Here is a 15,507-nt window from a genome sequence, read left to right on the forward strand (position 1 = left end):
AGGAGCTCCAATGCCCTCCTGTTCTGAGCAAGTCACCTCCGCTTTAAAGTAATATCCAGCTCCAGCGGCTAGAATCTCCGGTCATTTCGCTCTCTCGCTCGAAGCAAAAAGCGCTTCAAGGTCGAGAGCTTGAAGTGTCCTGCGATTCTGAACGAGCCGCTTCCGCTTTTATTTGTTAAACAGCCTTTTGTTTTTCTTCTACATCTTGCCCATCCCAGCACTCTGTATTCTTTAAGCCAGGGATAGAGTTTGCAACGAAGACAGGATCTTTTCCTTGTTTCTTTTGCTTCAAATAGTCTACTAATGCAGCGTAAGCAAATTTGCTAAGGAATGAGATGGCAATTAAGTTTGTGAATACCATTAGTCCCATGAATAAATCAGCTAAACTCCAAACTGTTTTAAGAGCAGCGATTGATCCGAAGAATACCATTCCGACAACTGCAACACGATAAATCATTAACCATGTTTTACTTTCTTTAATGAATGCGATATTTGTTTCACCATAATAGTAGTTTCCTAGAAGTGAACTGAAAGCGAATAGGAAAATAATAATCGCTAAGAAAGTGCTTGCCCACGGTCCAATTTGTGAACTTAATGCGTTTTGTGTTAATTCGATACCTTCTAAATTTGATCCTTTGTAAAGTCCAGAACATAATACGATAAATGCTGTTGATGTACATACTAAGAATGTATCTACGAAAACGCCTAATGCTTGAACAAGCCCTTGTTTTACAGGGTGAGATACATCAGATGTTGCGGCTGCATTAGGAGAGCTACCCATTCCTGCTTCTGTAGCGAATAAACCGCGCTGAATTCCGAACTTGATTGCTGCTCCAATACCACCAGCGATGGCTTGGTCTAAACCGAATGCACCGTTAAAGATTTCCATGAAAATGCTTGGTAACATACTGAAGTTGTTAATAACGACAAAAATAGCCACGCCGATATAAACGATTGCCATTGGCGGAACAATCATTTCTGTAATACGTGAAATGCTCTTAATGCCACCAAAAATAATAACTGCAACTAATAAGGCTAATAGAGCTCCTACGATTGTTCGCTCTAGTCCAAAAGCATTTTCAAACGCTATTGTTACTGTATTTGCTTGCACTGAATTGAAAATTAATCCGTACGCAACTGTAATAAGAAGTGAAAACCAGACGCCCATCCAGCGTTTGTTTAACCCTTTTTCCATGTAATATGCTGGTCCACCACGGAACCTACTTCCATCTTTTACTTTATAAATTTGCGCAAGTGTACATTCTACAAAACTAGTAGCTGCTCCGATAATTGCGATAAACCACATCCAAAATATTGCGCCAGGTCCACCCATTGAAATTGCTAATGCTACACCAGCTAAGTTTCCGATACCGATACGTGCTGCTGCACTTAAGCAAAATGCTTGGAATGGTGAGATGCTATCTTTCTTTTTTTCTTTTCGATTAAACCCTTTACTAATTAAGCTGACCATCTCACTGAAATGAGTAATTTGGACAAATTTTAATTTAAAAGAGAAGTAAAGACCGAAGCCGATTAGCATTGCAATAAGAATATATGACCATAAAATATTATTCGTTACCTCAAGGAATCTGCTAAAGATATCAACCATATAATACACTTCCTTTTTTTCGTAATAAGAAAATTATATGCAAAAAATATACGAGAATCAATTTTTCTAAAAAATTATGTTACTTAAATTGTTTTTGTGTTATGATTATGTTACATAGTAATATTTTTAGAATTATTTACATTTTAAAAAACTAAATTTAAAGCGAGAAAGTGGGGATAATTTGAAAGAAGATTCTTTATGGAAAGTAAGCCTTGAGAGTTTGAAAATGAGAAGTAATATATTTTTTATCATTACATCTTTAAGTATCTTTTTAGGGTCCACTTATTATTACAATAAAAGATTTCCAAATCACAAATATCCTGAGTGGCTAGAATTTCTAAAGTTGATTGGATGAATAAAAGACAGAAAAACAGAAAATTAAAATAAAAAAGTTATGGAGGAGCTAAAAATGAATATTAGAGAAAGTGAACTTCCAGGTATTGGTTATAAGTTTCAAATTGTTACGAAAGGTAACGAAAAGATGGTAATTGTCATTCATGACGATGGTCGTAGAGAAATGTATCATTTTGATTCAGACCATGAAGAAAGCATCTCAAGTATTTCACTACGTGACTCAGAGGCGAGACAAATCGCTGCAATATTAGGTGGAATGGCATATAAGCCTAGGGCGTTAGAAAATGTTGAGATGGTTTTTGAAGGTTTAGCGATTGAGTGGTTCAAAGTGGAGAATACAGCTCCAGCAATTGGAAAAACAATTGGCGATCTTGAAATCAGAAAAACATATAGCGTAACAATAATCGCAGTTATGAAGAAGAACATGAAGAAGCTATTTAATCCAGGACCAGAAACAGTAATTGAAGAAGGAGATATGCTTGTAGTTTCAGGTGAGAGAGAAGAAATTAAAAAAATCATTAATGAATTACTTTCAAATAGGGGGGACTGATTAGATGGATACGTTAATTTTTGAAGTTGGTACAGCTTTAGTTTTAGTGGCAATTGCAGCAGTAATTGCTGGAAAATTTAAATTCTCAGTAATTCCTTTTCTAATCGTTCTTGGAATGTTAGTAGGACCGCATGCACCGACAATAGGTGTTATCGATTTCAAATTTATTGAAAGTGCAAGTGTAATTTCCTTCCTTGGACGAATTGGGGTTCTATTCCTTCTATTCTATCTAGGATTAGAATTTTCAATGAAAAAACTAATTAAATCTGGACGCTCTATTGCGATTGGCGGAACGATTTATATTTTAATTAACTTTTCACTTGGTTTGTTATACGGATTTATAATGGGATTCCCATTACTAGAAATCTTAATTATTGCGGGTATTATTACGATTTCTTCTAGCGCTATCGTTGCTAAAGTGTTAGTGGACTTAAGAAGAACTGGTAATAATGAAACCGAATTAATTTTAGGAATTATTATGTTTGAAGATATATTCCTTGCTGTATATTTATCAGTTGTTTCTGGTTTAGTACTTGGAGATCACGCTTCCTTCTTAGGTGCCCTTACTTCAATTGGAATTGCTTTAGGATATATGCTTCTATTCTTTATAGTAGCTAGAAAGGCTACGCCGTTATTAAATAAATTGCTCAATATTAGCTCAGATGAAATCTTTATTATTGTAGTATTTGCTTCGTTATTCTTCATTGCTGGTTTTTCAGAAACAATTCACGTTGCAGAAGCAATTGGAGCACTTCTTCTAGGATTAGTTTTCTCTGAGACAGAGCATAGTGACCGAATTGAACATCTTGTTGTTCCATTTAGAGACTTTTTCGGAGCTATTTTCTTCTTCAGCTTCGGGTTAAGTATTGATCCGTTCTCATTAGGCGGAGCGATATGGTTAACGTTAGGTGCTGTCCTTCTTACGATAATCGGTAACTTTGTAGCAGGAATGATTGCAGGAAGACAAGCTGGATTATCTCATAAAGCATCAACAAATATCGGATTAACAATCGTTTCAAGAGGAGAGTTCTCCATCATTATGGCTAATATCGGTATCGCCGGTGGTTTAATGTCAGTACTGAAACCATTCTCAGCACTATACGTGCTTATACTATCCATTTTAGGCCCACTTCTGACAAAAGAGTCGAAGAATGTATATAAATTCTTAAATAAAATCTTTAAGTGGGATACGAAGACTAACTAAATTAAAAAAATAAAAGTACAAGATATTTCCTGCTTGTACTTTTATTTTGGTGATGAAAACAGTAAAGAGAGGTACATGATGTTAGGAGAGTTGATTCATTCGGTTTTAGTTTTTTTAGAAGGACTTGGTTATTGGGGAATTATGCTTGGATTAATGCTAGAGGTTATTCCAAGTGAAATCGTATTGTCTTATGCAGGCTATTTAGTATCAACAGGAAGCATTACATTTTGGGGCGCTGTCGCGTTCGGTACAATTGGTGGTGTAATTGCACAACTATTCATTTATTGGATTGGTCGATATGGAGGAAGACCTGTTCTTGAGCGATATGGAAAATATATTTTAATTCAGAAGAAACATATTGATTATGCTGAAGATTGGTTTAATCGTTATGGAACTGGCGTTATCTTTACCGCACGTTTTATTCCGGTTGTGCGTCATGCTATTTCGATACCAGCGGGTATTGCGAAAATGTCACATGCTAAGTTTATTACGCTAACTACATTAGCTGTTATTCCGTGGTCAATTGTGTTTGTATATTTAGGTTTTAAATTAGGAACAGAGTGGGAAAGTATTAATAAAGTTGCGGGGCCATATGTGAAATACTTTGCACTTGCTGCTATTGTTTGTGCAATTGGTTATTTTGTATTAAAAAAAATGATGAAAAAAAAGTGATTACAGAAAAGGAATCTATGTCGACATAGATTCTTTTTTTATTGGCATTTTTTCAAGGATGAAAGAATACGTTTAATATTTACTATATTGTGGCATACATATAGGAAAAGGGAGTTTGGAAAGGGGAATAAAGAAAAATGGAACTCCAGTTTCAAAATGTATATCAACAGGTAGAGAATTGGTATGTGTTGGATTCGGAGCTTCCTTGGGATGTCAAAAAGCTGAGAGAGGATTTGTGTTCTCTTATTGAAGTATGTAAAACACCCGTTATTTTTTGTGATACGTGTGATGCAAATGATGTACTTCTATCATTAGGGGAAGAGGAAGAAGAGTTCCTATTCCCAGTAGGTGGTTTTTATCATAAAGAAAAGAAATTAATTTTCGTTTGTATGTGGGAAGAGTATGAGCAAGTTCTCAAAACGCTACTGCATGAATTTCGCCATGCGATGCAACATAAGAGAGATATATTGTATGTGGGAAGTGAACGGTACGAAGAGCGGTGGATTGAAAAAGATGCGAGGAAGTTCGCGGAGAGGAAATTGGATGAATATAAGAGTAGAAAGTTAATGTAAAGCATAGTGGAGAAATAGCCCTGTGCTTTCTTTGTGCTTATTAAAAATAAGTATTTGACTTTTATTAAGTTTAGTTCTAAACTAATGATATGAAACGAGCGAGGTGATGAAATGAAAACAGAAGATAGACTAGGGCTACTATTATGGTTTCGTTTGTCACGCTTTTATAATAAGAGTATTCGTGAGACGAATCAGCATTTGAAAAGATGGAATGTATCTGCCGCCCAGTTTGATGTGTTAGCTCAAGTTGGAGGACATGATCGTTTAACGCAGCAAGAACTTGGAAATAAGCTATTTGTTACGAAAGGAAATGTAACGCAGCTTTTAAATAAAATGGAGCAGCTTGAGTGGATTTTGCGTGAACAAGAGGGTACTACGAAATATATTTCTTTAACAGAAAAGGGAAGAGCTTTATATGAAGAAATCGTCCCACCTCAAGAAACGTTCCAAGCAGAGAAGTTTCATAATTTAAACATAGAGGAACAAAAGCAATTATTAACACTACTAAAAAAGTTACAATAAGAAAAAAATTTAAAATAAATCTCGAATTCGAGATAGTATGAGGTGAAGGATATGTTTAGAAAAGTTGATCATAAAAATATGGGCAGAGCAAATCATGGTTGGTTAAATACACATTTTCATTTTTCTTTTGCCAATTACTATAATCCAAATAACATGAACTTCGGAGCGTTACGTGTTATTAATGATGATCTAGTAGCGGCGCAAACTGGTTTTGATATGCATCCACATCGTGATATGGAGATTATTTCTTACGTTGTAGATGGTGCTTTAACACATGAAGACAGCATGGGAAATCGCGGAACGATTGAGCGTGGACATGTTCAATATATGAGTGCTGGCACGGGTGTATTTCATAGCGAGCATAATTTAGGCGATGAAACGCTGCGTTTATTACAAATTTGGATTTTACCAGACCGTGCGGATCATAAACCAAACTATGGTGAGTTTAAATTTGATTGGAGCAAGCGCGAAAATGAATGGTTCCATATGGTATCTTCAGTAGAAGGAAATGCACCAATTCAAATTCACCAAGATGCGAATTTATACTCCTTATCATTAGAGGCTGGAAAAGAAATTCATTTTCCAGTGAAAGAAGGCCGTCAATTGTATCTTGTACAAATTGAAGGAAGCAGTGTAATAAATGGTGAAACGTTTGTTATGCGTGATGCAGCAGAAGCGGTAGAAGAAGATATTCATATTGAAGCAAAAGAGCAATCTCATTATTTAGCAATTGAATTGAAAAAACAATAAAAGGTTTATAGAAAAGAGGACATCCGATAGATGTCCTCTTTTTTGATTGGAATTGTCTGAAAAATGTTTCTCAAATTTTCGGTAGAGGTATCGGCTGGGAAAATAAGAATTGTATAAAAGTGTCAAAAATCTTTATGGGAATGGGGAATGTTATAGTGAAAAAGCAAGTCATTTCATCAGCATTAGCGTTAACTGTTATCGCCGGGGGATTTGGAGCGTTTGGAGCAACGACAACGAAAGCGGAAGAACAAAAAATTCAATATCATCAAGAATTTAAAACACCTGCATACATAGGTGAAGAATGGAAAGCACCGGAAGGACTAGATAAAAAAGAGACAGTCTTTCAATACTTAGAGAGTAAGAAAGATATGTTTAAATTAGCAGGAAATATTGAAAAGCATTTTAATATCGTTGGAGAAGAAAAAGACGCTGAATCTGATACGACACATGTGAAGCTAGTTGAGAAACATAATAACATTCCTGTGTACGGTTCTGATCAAACTGTTACACTTGATAAAGAGAATAATGTAAAAGCATTCTTCGGACAAGTTATTCCGAATTTAGATGATAAAAATATTCCTGCAGCTGCAAGCATTACTGCGGAACAAGCAGAAACGATTGCAAAGGCAGATATTGAGAAAGAAATTGGTAAAGTAAAGAGTTATGACGGTGTGAAAAAAGATTTGTTTGTATATGAAAAGGACGGTAATTACTACCTTGCATACTTAGTTAAGGCATCGATTTCAAAACCAGCTCCAGGATATTGGCATTATTTTGTTGATGCAACGAATGGAAATGTTATTGAGAAATATAACGCTGTAGATAACATTACTGGATTTGGTTACGGAGTATTAGGTGCTAGACAATCATTTGAAATTGCTCAAGATACGAAAACAGGACAATTCAACTTGTTTGATGGTAAACGAGGACAAGGCATTCATACATTTGATGCAGAAAATATGGACGAGAACTGGTTTAATTTATTCTCACAATGGCTTGGATATACAGGAGAAGAAGTTGAAAGTAAATCTAAGTTCTTCGAAGATAAAGCTGCAGTTGATGCGCATGTAAATGCAGGGAAAGTATATGATTACTACAAAAAGACATTTAATCGTAACTCTTTCGATGATAAAGGTGCGAAGCTTATTTCAACTGTTCACGTAGGTACAGCTTGGAATAACGCAGCTTGGAATGGTGTGCAAATGATGTATGGTGATGGAGATGGAAAAACTTTCATTCCATTATCTGCTGGACTTGATGTTATCGGTCACGAATTAACGCATGCTGTAACTGAACATACAGCAAACCTTGTTTACAAAAATGAGTCAGGGGCGTTAAATGAATCGTTATCTGATATTATGGGTGTTATGGTTGAGAAGAAGAGCTGGGATTTAGGTGCTGATATTTATACACCTGATAAACCTGGTGATGCGCTTCGCTCTCTTAAAGACCCAGCGTCTATTCCAAACCCATTAAAACCAAGTGAAGGTTACCCAGATCACTATAGTAAACGTTACACTGGAACAGCTGATAATGGCGGCGTTCATATTAACAGTAGTATTAATAATAAAGCTGCTTATTTAGTTTCTGAAGGCGGAGATCATTACGGCGTGAAAGTAACTGGAGTGGGCCGTGAAGCGACAGAAAAAATTTACTACCGTGCTCTTACGAAATATTTAACTGCAAACTCTGACTTCAAAATGATGCGTCAAGCGGCACTTCAGTCAGCTGAAGATTTATACGGTAAAAACTCTAAAGCTGTACAAGCTGTAACGAAAGCTTATGATGCAGTAGGTGTAAAATAATAAGAGAAAAGACCTGACATCCTAGTCAGGTCTTTTCTTTATCCCGCTATCCGCAAATGATGAAATTTCCACTTTATTTAGTCGCGAATACCTAATGCGATTTTCGCCATACGTGACATACGTTCTTTCGACCACGGTGGATTCCAAACGACATTTACTTCTATTTCATTAACTTCAGGTACGTTTGTTGATAATACTTTTTTAACGTCTGATACGATTTGCCCAGCCATTGGACAACCGATAGAAGTCATAGTCATCGTAATGACAGCATTATTATTTTCATCTGCTGTAACATCATAAACTAATCCAAGATTAACGATATCAACACCTAGTTCAGGGTCAATAACAGCTTCTAAATTGGCAAGTAATTTATTTTCAAATGCTTCTTGTGACATAAGCAGCCCCTCCTACACTTTAATGATATCGATTCTCATTATAACGGAAATGAGCATAATGTGCAGGAAATGAGCTCAAAAAAATATCCCTCTTCGCAAGAGGGATATTTTTTGAACATCTATTCTGTTTTAAAATGAGATACGAGCTGATCTAACTCTTCAACTGTTTGTTTCATTTTTCTAGCAGTTACTGTCATTTCATTCATAACAATAACTTTCTGTTCAGCAGATTGTGCCGTTGCGGCAGTTTCGCTGGATACTTCAGTAGAGATAGAAGCGATGTTATTAAGTGAAGCATTCATTTCTTCAGCACTTGCAGCCATTTCTTCAGCAGTTGCTGATATATCTTGCATTTGAGTAGATACTTTATTTACTTGTTCCACAATTGTTGTGAAAGAAGTACCAGCTTCACGAATAACATTGATACCTTCAAATGCTTCAGAACGGCCTTGAGACATCATAGAGCTAGCAGTTTCTGTATCATTTTGAATTTGATGTAGTAATTGATTAATGTCTGTTGCAGCTGTTTTAGATTGTTCAGCAAGTTTTCGAACTTCGTCAGCTACGACAGCAAATCCTTTTCCTTGCTCGCCAGCACGAGCAGCCTCAATAGAAGCATTTAAAGCAAGTAAGTTTGTTTGCTCAGCAATATTAGAAATAGATTGTACAGCAGTATCAATATATTTCGTATGAGTGATTAGACGTTCAACCACTTCTGACGTAGCATTTACAGCTTCGTGTATTGTTGTCATTTGTGAAACAGATTTTTGGATAACGGTACTTCCATCGCTAGCATGTTCAGATGTGGCAACAGCAAGTTCCGCTACAGATGAAGCAGATTCAGCAATACGCTGAACACTTACTGCCATATCGTCCATTGCAGTTGAACTTTCTTCCATACTAGAAGTTTGTGATTGAATACTTGCATTTAAGTTGGACATCGAGCTTTGGACTCTTAATGTCGCCTCACGTGATGTATTCGTTTTTTCTAGCATATTTTCAGAAGCGGTTTGTACTTCCACTGATGTTTTTTGAACGCGATTAATGATATGTTGTAGGTTTTCTAACATTTTATTAAATGATGTTGCGATAGCACCGATTTCATCGTTGCTATTTACTTGTAGACGTGCCGTTAAGTCACCTTCTTGAGAGGCTAATTCTTTTAGTTTTGTATCAATTTGTTGAATTGGTTTCACAAGTTTACCAGAGAACCACCATGCAAGAATAATTGCAACGACAATACAAATAACAAGTGATAGAAAGACTGCATATTCAATTCCTAGTGAAGATTGATCAATTTGTTCAATAGATTGTTCACGTAATTTAGCTTGTTCATTACTGTAATTTGTGAAGTCACCAATTACTTTATAGACCGTTCCGTTTTCTGAAGAAGCTACTTGTAAAGCTTCTTCCCATTTTTGTTCTTTTGCAAGAGTGAATACTTTTTCTTCAACGAACTTTCTCCAAGTAGACCCTAATTCCATTGTACTTTTTACGGACGAAGGAAGATTTGGATTAGAAAGAAGTTTATCTTTTGAATCCTCAAGACGTTTACTCATCTCATTAAACTTGTCTAATTCGACTTGATCATGTTGTAGTAAATAACCTCTTAAAGCAGATAGCTGTACTTGATAAGCGTCTCCACGTTCTTTCAATTCTGTTGCCAGTGGAGAAATTTCTTTTTGTAATGTTTCAGCTTTACGAGATTGGTCAATAGCAAAAAATAAAATAAAAGCTAAGGCGATGCCAAATAAAGCGCAAATCGTTCCCATCATGAACATAAGTTTTTTTCTGATACTTACAAAATTCATATGATTAAAAGCCTCCTTTGTGAAATCTTAGTATTAGAATTAATAAATGTAAAAAATTGAAAGAAAGCTTTACTCCAGTTGGAATAAAGCTTTCTTATTTCCTTTAGGAATTATAGCAGACGGAATGAGAGATAGAAAGAGATATTTTAAATTGAAAAAAGAGAGACTGTAAAATTTTCTTTCCTATACCTTTGGGCTTGTGTCATTACAAGCGAAAGGTTCACTTTAAGCGTTTGTTTTGAAATGAGAGACGAGAACTTCAAGTTCTTGTACGATTGCTTTCATTTCAGAGGATTTGTTAGCCACGATACTCATTTTGTTTACTTGATCACCAGCTGAATGTGCTGTTTGTAATGTTTCTGCAGCAACTTCATTTGAAATAGAGGCGATATTATTTAAAGCTGCGTTCATTTCTTCAGAGCTTGCAGCCATCTCTTCAGCAGTTGCAGACATTTCTTGCATTTGCGTAGAGACTTTGTTAATGTGGTTAACAATTTCTGAGAATGAAGATCCGGCAGTACGAATAACAGTAATTCCTTCAGAAGCTTCTGCTTGACCTTGTGTCATCATGTCATTTGCTATTTTAGTATCGGCTTGAATTTGATGCAGTAAATGGTTAATGTCAGTTGCGGCTAGTTGAGATTGTTCAGCAAGTTTTCGAACCTCATCAGCAACAACAGCGAATCCTTTTCCATGTTCACCAGCACGAGCTGCTTCAATAGAAGCATTTAAAGCGAGTAAATTTGTTTGCTCGGCGATATTCGAAATAGATTGAAGTGCAGTATCGATATGATTTGTATGTGTAATGAGTCGCTCAACTACTTGTGATGTAGCGTTAACAGCTTCGTTAATTGTGTGCATTTGTGTAATAGATTTCTCAATGACTTTATTCCCATCATCTGCTTTTTCTGAAGTTGTGACAGCTAAACTAGTAACAGAAGAGGCGGACTCAGCGATACGCTGAACACTTGTTGCCATGTCATCCATTGCAGTTGAACTTTCTTCAATGCTAGAAACTTGTGAACGAATATTGTGTTCAAGAGCATTCATAGTTTCTTGGGTCCTTGCGGTATTTTCCATAGAAGCAGTCGTTTCGATAAATACATTTTCGGAAGCTTCTTTTACACTTGTTGATGTTTGTTGAACTTGTTTTATTATATGCTGTAAGTTAGTGAGCATTTGATTAAAGGAATTTGCAATGTCACCTATTTCATCTTTACTTGTTACGTGTAATCTAGCCGTTAAATCTCCATCTTGAGAAGCTAATTCTTTTAACTTCTCATCAATTTGTCGAATTGGTTTAACGAGTTTACCAGAGAACCACCATGCTAATAAAATAGACGTTAATGTACATGTAATGAGTGAGAAGAAAATAATATATTGAATAAGTGATGAAGAAGACTCGACGTCAGCAATTAATGCGTCACGTTTCTCATTCTCTTCATTTGTATATTTATTAAAACGATCTAAAAGATCATTTACATAATCTGTTTGTGCTAAAGCAATTTTGGATGCTTCGTCCCATTTTCCTTCACGAGCAAGAGGTAGTACCTCATTATCTATGACGCTACGCCATTTTCCCCCCATTAAAATAGCTTCTTTCATTCCTTCTGGGAGCTTCTTGTCACTTGTTACTTTCTCTCTAGTATCAGCTAATTTTTTCCCTTCTCGGTTGAACTTATCTAATCCTTTTTGATCATGTGATAGTAAATATTCTTGTAAACCAGCAACTTGTGCTTGGAACCAATCGCCACGTTCTTTTAAAATCGTCGCTCTTTTTGATACATCATTTTTTAACGTTTCGATTTCACTTGCTTGATTCATGGCGAATGAAAGAATAACTATAAGAGCAATGCTAAATAAAGAAGAAATGCTTAAGAGTGTGAACAGTAGTTTTTTTCGAACACTAACATATTTCATCGTTACCCCTACTCTCATTTAAACTGTTTATTATGATTTATGGATATTTAAAACAAAATTAATAAAAACATTATTATGAAGTTATTAATCTGTTCAATGAAAATTATAGCAGATAATGGAAGGAGTCAGATTGGTATTAGAAAAAGTTCTTAAAATGTATACATTTGCATATCATAAAATTCATAAATAAATATTAGAAATGCTATTGAAATTTGAAATGCCATCATGTATACTTCTAATTAGTTGATAACGATTATCAGTATCAACTAAAACATTACTCTTCGTTATGTTGGTCATACCCCTTTTTGACGACGTAAGTCAGAGACGAAATGTTGAAATATCTTGTGTCCTATTCTACAGAATTATGGTAATCTCCAACCTCAACTTATATGCGTGAGCATGCAAAAAGGATCCTATCCGTGAAGGGATCCTTTTTTGCATGCTGTCGCAATTATTGTATATAGACCAGGGATACGTTCTTCGATTCCTTCCGGTGCAGTAGAAGGGAAGAGCCATCTTTGATGAGGTCCGTGTTCTTCAACTAGTTTTTCAATTTTAAAATGTTCTTCCGCGAGTGTTGTAATAATTTCTCCTAACGTCCAGCGACGGATGGTTGTTTTAGGTAGCGATTCTTTCTGTGCTTCTGTAAGAAGGATGCTATAAGCAACATCATCTTCAATTAATTCTTCATCGAAATAATTTCCACTTGCTCGAAATGATGGATGGTCTACTCCTAATAGCTTTGTGTATATTGGATGGTAATCGCGAAGGATAAGTATTCCACCGGGCTTTAGTAGTTGAGAGATTGTTGTGAAAAGTGGTTTTAAATCTAGAAAGTAATGGAGTACACCAAGTTCCAGCAATACGATATCAAATGATTCGGAGAGCTGTACATTTAATACATCAGAAACGACATACTGGATAGAGACATCTGCTGCGTCCGCAAGTTCATTTGCATATTTTGCATTACTTGCTGAAATATCAAAAACTGTTACGTCAGCTCCTAAAAGAGCGAGTGCGACAGCTTTATTTCCTTTTGAGCCGAGTAAATTAATAATACATTTTCCTTTTGGGGATTTTATGTAAGGTAAATAATGTGCTACTTCGCGCGTGGGATCTTTCATGATTTTTTTCGCATAATCAGCTGGTGCCCCGTGGCGATTCGTCCAAGCTTCATAAGCAGCTGTATTCCAGCTTTTTTCATTTATAGTGCTTAGTTGTTTTTGGTTCAATGTTATCACTCCTTTTGTGAACGTATAGTTATTCGGCAGGGGGATGGGATTTCCTTTTCTTTCTGGATAAAAGTTTGATTTTTCTGTGATTAAGTCGTACAATACTTGTTATACGTAAAAGCGTTGAAAAGGAAAAGTAGGATGAACACATTCTTTCCAGAGAGCTTCGGTAGCTGAGAAGAAGCAAGAATATTCATTTGAACAATGGCCTTTGAGCTTCGTCCTGAACTTATCAAATGATAATAGTAGGCGGCGACGAGAGTTGGTACTCGTTATCAAAACCACAGTATAAGAGCACATAGCTCCGTACTTGTTAAGGCTAATTATGTAAGTAATTGGCGAAATAAGGTGGTACCGCGACTGTTTATACAGCCCCGCCCTTATCTTTTTTAAGATAAGGGCGGGGCTTTTTATATTTAAAAGGAGGAATGTAAGATGAGTATTTTTATTGGAGGCGCTTGGCCGTATGCAAATGGTTCGTTACACCTTGGCCATATTGCGAGTTTGTTACCTGGAGATATTTTAGCGCGTTATTACAGGGCAAAAGGTGAGAATGTGCTGTATGTTTCAGGGAGTGATTGTAATGGAACACCGATTGCAATTAGAGCAAAACAAGAAGGTGTGACAGCGAAAGAAATTGCTGATAAGTATCATGAAGAGTTCCAGCGATGTTTTCGTAGCCTTGGTTTTACTTATGATTGTTATACACGTACAGATAGTGAGCACCATCATGAAACGGTTCAAAATGTTTTTTTACGTTTATTAGAAGAAGGACATATTTATAAAAAAACAGTGGAACAAGCGTATTGTGAAACGTGTACACAGTTTTTACCGGATCGTTATGTAGAAGGAATATGTCCACATTGCCATGAAGCAGCAAGAGGAGATCAATGCGATGCTTGTTCTGCTATTTTAGATCCTCTCGATTTGTTAGAAAAGAAATGTAAGTTATGTGGTAGTACGCCATCTGTAGAGGAAACAGAGCATTTCTATTTTGCATTGCATACATTTCAGCAGCAAATTAAAAGAGCTGTAGAAATTGCCAAACAAACAGGGACATGGCGCGACAATGCGATTCAACTAACAGAGAGATATGTAAAGGAAGGATTACTAGATAGGGCCGTATCACGTGATTTACCAATTGGGGTACCAATTCCAGTAGAAGGGTATGAAGATAAGAAAATTTACGTATGGATTGAAGCAGTGACAGGCTATTATTCAGCGAGTAAACATTGGGCTGAAGAAACAGGGAAAGATGATCAAGAGTTTTGGGATAGCGAAGCGAAAACATATTATGTGCACGGAAAGGATAATATTCCGTTTCATTCCGTCATTTGGCCAGCGGTATTACTTGGAATAGGGGAGGAAGCAATCCCGCGTCATATCGTTTCGAATGAATATTTAACAGTTGAAAAAAGAAAATTATCTACAAGTAAAAACTGGGCAGTATGGGTGCCTGACATATTAGAACGCTATGATCCAGATTCTATTCGTTACTTTTTAACCGTCAACGCACCAGAAAATCGCGATACTGATTTTTCATGGCGGGAATTTATTTACAGTCATAATAGTGAATTATTAGGTGCATACGGGAACTTTGTGAACCGGACATTAAAGTTTATCGAAAAATATTATGGTGGTATCGTGCCGAAGGGAAGTATTGAGGTAGAGCTGAAAGATAAAGTAGAAGGATTATATAAGCGTGTAGGAGAGGCGATTGAGCAAACTAAATTTAAGGTGGCGCTAGAAACAATATTTGATACAGTACGTTTTGCAAATAAATATTTTGATGAAAAGCAGCCTTGGAAACAAAGAGAAGATGATCCAGTTTCATGTGAAGAAACGATTTATAACTGTGTGTATCTTATCGCTAATTTTGCCCATCTCCTTGAACCATTTTTACCATTTTCAAGTGAAAGAGTTCGAAACACATTGTCAATTGTGAACCGAAATTGGGAACCGCAAAATACGTTGCCAAGTAGAATTGATAGCGTGCAGCCATTATTTGAGCGAATCGATGTAAAACAAATTGAGCATGAGATAGAGAAGCTGTATGGAGCGGTAAAATGAGATAGAGAAAAAGACCTTTCAAGTAAATGAAAGGTCTTTTG

13 protein-coding genes and 1 other annotated feature are annotated in these 15,507 nt (G+C 36.1%); of the genes, 8 read left to right on the forward strand and 5 right to left on the reverse strand.

Translation table 11 applies throughout. The features are described 5' to 3' along the window. Positions 1-175 precede the first annotated feature (175 nt). Positions 176-1,609, reverse strand: a complete 1,434-nt coding sequence (locus HFD78_RS10135) for an alanine/glycine:cation symporter family protein (protein WP_000227591.1) — start codon at positions 1,607-1,609, stop codon at positions 176-178. Positions 1,610-2,018: 409 nt separating this feature from the next. On the opposite strand from HFD78_RS10135, the gene HFD78_RS10140 reads away from it, so the two are divergent. The 7 genes from HFD78_RS10140 to HFD78_RS10170 all read left to right on the forward strand — a co-directional run bounded on the left by HFD78_RS10140 (position 2,019) and on the right by HFD78_RS10170 (position 8,038). Then, positions 2,019-2,513, forward strand: a complete 495-nt coding sequence (locus tag HFD78_RS10140) for a cation:proton antiporter regulatory subunit (RefSeq protein ID WP_098255158.1) — start codon at positions 2,019-2,021, stop codon at positions 2,511-2,513. A gap of 4 nt (positions 2,514-2,517) precedes the next feature. Continuing rightward, entirely contained in the window at positions 2,518-3,717 is a 1,200-nt protein-coding gene (locus HFD78_RS10145; protein WP_000380218.1) for a cation:proton antiporter, read from the forward strand. Between the two features lie 78 nt (positions 3,718-3,795). Then, positions 3,796-4,389, forward strand: a complete 594-nt coding sequence (uptA, locus tag HFD78_RS10150; protein WP_000900214.1) for an undecaprenyl phosphate transporter UptA — start codon at positions 3,796-3,798, stop codon at positions 4,387-4,389. 137 nt (positions 4,390-4,526) lie between these two features. Further along, complete coding sequence (locus tag HFD78_RS10155) at positions 4,527-4,961, forward strand: DUF3920 family protein (protein WP_000422795.1); 435 nt, start codon at positions 4,527-4,529, stop codon at positions 4,959-4,961. A gap of 111 nt (positions 4,962-5,072) precedes the next feature. Continuing rightward, positions 5,073-5,483, forward strand: coding sequence for a MarR family winged helix-turn-helix transcriptional regulator (locus HFD78_RS10160; RefSeq protein WP_061139651.1), 411 nt, complete (start codon positions 5,073-5,075; stop codon positions 5,481-5,483). Between the two features lie 51 nt (positions 5,484-5,534). Continuing rightward, positions 5,535-6,233 (forward strand): pirin family protein, encoded by a 699-nt coding sequence (locus HFD78_RS10165; protein WP_065702881.1) that lies wholly within the window; start codon positions 5,535-5,537, stop codon positions 6,231-6,233. Between the two features lie 155 nt (positions 6,234-6,388). Next, positions 6,389-8,038, forward strand: a complete 1,650-nt coding sequence (locus HFD78_RS10170) for a M4 family metallopeptidase (protein WP_000745121.1) — start codon at positions 6,389-6,391, stop codon at positions 8,036-8,038. 77 nt (positions 8,039-8,115) lie between these two features. Here the strand turns inward: HFD78_RS10170 and HFD78_RS10175 are convergent, their stop codons facing one another. The 4 genes from HFD78_RS10175 to HFD78_RS10190 form a co-directional block, all read right to left on the reverse strand. Continuing rightward, on the reverse strand, positions 8,116-8,433 hold the full coding sequence (locus tag HFD78_RS10175) for a metal-sulfur cluster assembly factor (RefSeq protein WP_000076422.1): 318 nt from the start codon (positions 8,431-8,433) through the stop codon (positions 8,116-8,118). Positions 8,434-8,552: 119 nt separating this feature from the next. Further along, on the reverse strand, positions 8,553-10,244 hold the full coding sequence (locus HFD78_RS10180) for a methyl-accepting chemotaxis protein (protein ID WP_001012195.1): 1,692 nt from the start codon (positions 10,242-10,244) through the stop codon (positions 8,553-8,555). A gap of 225 nt (positions 10,245-10,469) precedes the next feature. Continuing rightward, positions 10,470-12,164 carry a methyl-accepting chemotaxis protein gene (locus HFD78_RS10185; RefSeq protein ID WP_098219137.1) on the reverse strand — a complete coding sequence of 565 codons (1,695 nt, stop codon included), beginning with the start codon at positions 12,162-12,164 and terminating at the stop codon, positions 10,470-10,472. Positions 12,165-12,577: 413 nt separating this feature from the next. Further along, a complete protein-coding gene (locus tag HFD78_RS10190; protein ID WP_098255159.1) occupies positions 12,578-13,396 on the reverse strand; it encodes a class I SAM-dependent methyltransferase in 819 nt (272 codons plus the stop codon). A 114-nt stretch (positions 13,397-13,510) separates the two neighbouring features. Continuing rightward, positions 13,511-13,781, forward strand: a binding site (T-box leader). Between the two features lie 50 nt (positions 13,782-13,831). On the opposite strand from HFD78_RS10190, the gene metG reads away from it, so the two are divergent. Further along, a complete protein-coding gene (gene metG / locus HFD78_RS10195; protein WP_000021560.1) occupies positions 13,832-15,466 on the forward strand; it encodes a methionine--tRNA ligase in 1,635 nt (544 codons plus the stop codon). The last annotated feature ends 41 nt before the right edge of the window (positions 15,467-15,507 follow it).

Origin of the sequence: Bacillus sp. EKM501B, from assembly GCF_011800505.1 — a bacterium.
GTDB classification, from domain to species: Bacteria; Bacillota; Bacilli; order Bacillales; family Bacillaceae_G; genus Bacillus_A; species Bacillus_A cereus.

Bases quoted from the DNA above. Each gene is read 5' to 3' on its own strand.
- HFD78_RS10135 (WP_000227591.1), bottom strand. From the start codon at position 1,609: ATGGTTGATATCTTTAGCAGATTCCTTGAGGTAACGAATAATATTTTA.
- HFD78_RS10140 (WP_098255158.1), top strand. From the start codon at position 2,019: ATGAATATTAGAGAAAGTGAACTTCCAGGTATTGGTTATAAGTTTCAA.
- HFD78_RS10145 (WP_000380218.1), top strand. From the start codon at position 2,518: ATGGATACGTTAATTTTTGAAGTTGGTACAGCTTTAGTTTTAGTGGCA.
- uptA (WP_000900214.1), top strand. From the start codon at position 3,796: ATGTTAGGAGAGTTGATTCATTCGGTTTTAGTTTTTTTAGAAGGACTT.
- HFD78_RS10155 (WP_000422795.1), top strand. From the start codon at position 4,527: ATGGAACTCCAGTTTCAAAATGTATATCAACAGGTAGAGAATTGGTAT.
- HFD78_RS10160 (WP_061139651.1), top strand. From the start codon at position 5,073: ATGAAAACAGAAGATAGACTAGGGCTACTATTATGGTTTCGTTTGTCA.
- HFD78_RS10165 (WP_065702881.1), top strand. From the start codon at position 5,535: ATGTTTAGAAAAGTTGATCATAAAAATATGGGCAGAGCAAATCATGGT.
- HFD78_RS10175 (WP_000076422.1), bottom strand. From the start codon at position 8,433: ATGTCACAAGAAGCATTTGAAAATAAATTACTTGCCAATTTAGAAGCT.
- HFD78_RS10180 (WP_001012195.1), bottom strand. From the start codon at position 10,244: ATGAATTTTGTAAGTATCAGAAAAAAACTTATGTTCATGATGGGAACG.
- HFD78_RS10185 (WP_098219137.1), bottom strand. From the start codon at position 12,164: ATGAAATATGTTAGTGTTCGAAAAAAACTACTGTTCACACTCTTAAGC.
- metG (WP_000021560.1), top strand. From the start codon at position 13,832: ATGAGTATTTTTATTGGAGGCGCTTGGCCGTATGCAAATGGTTCGTTA.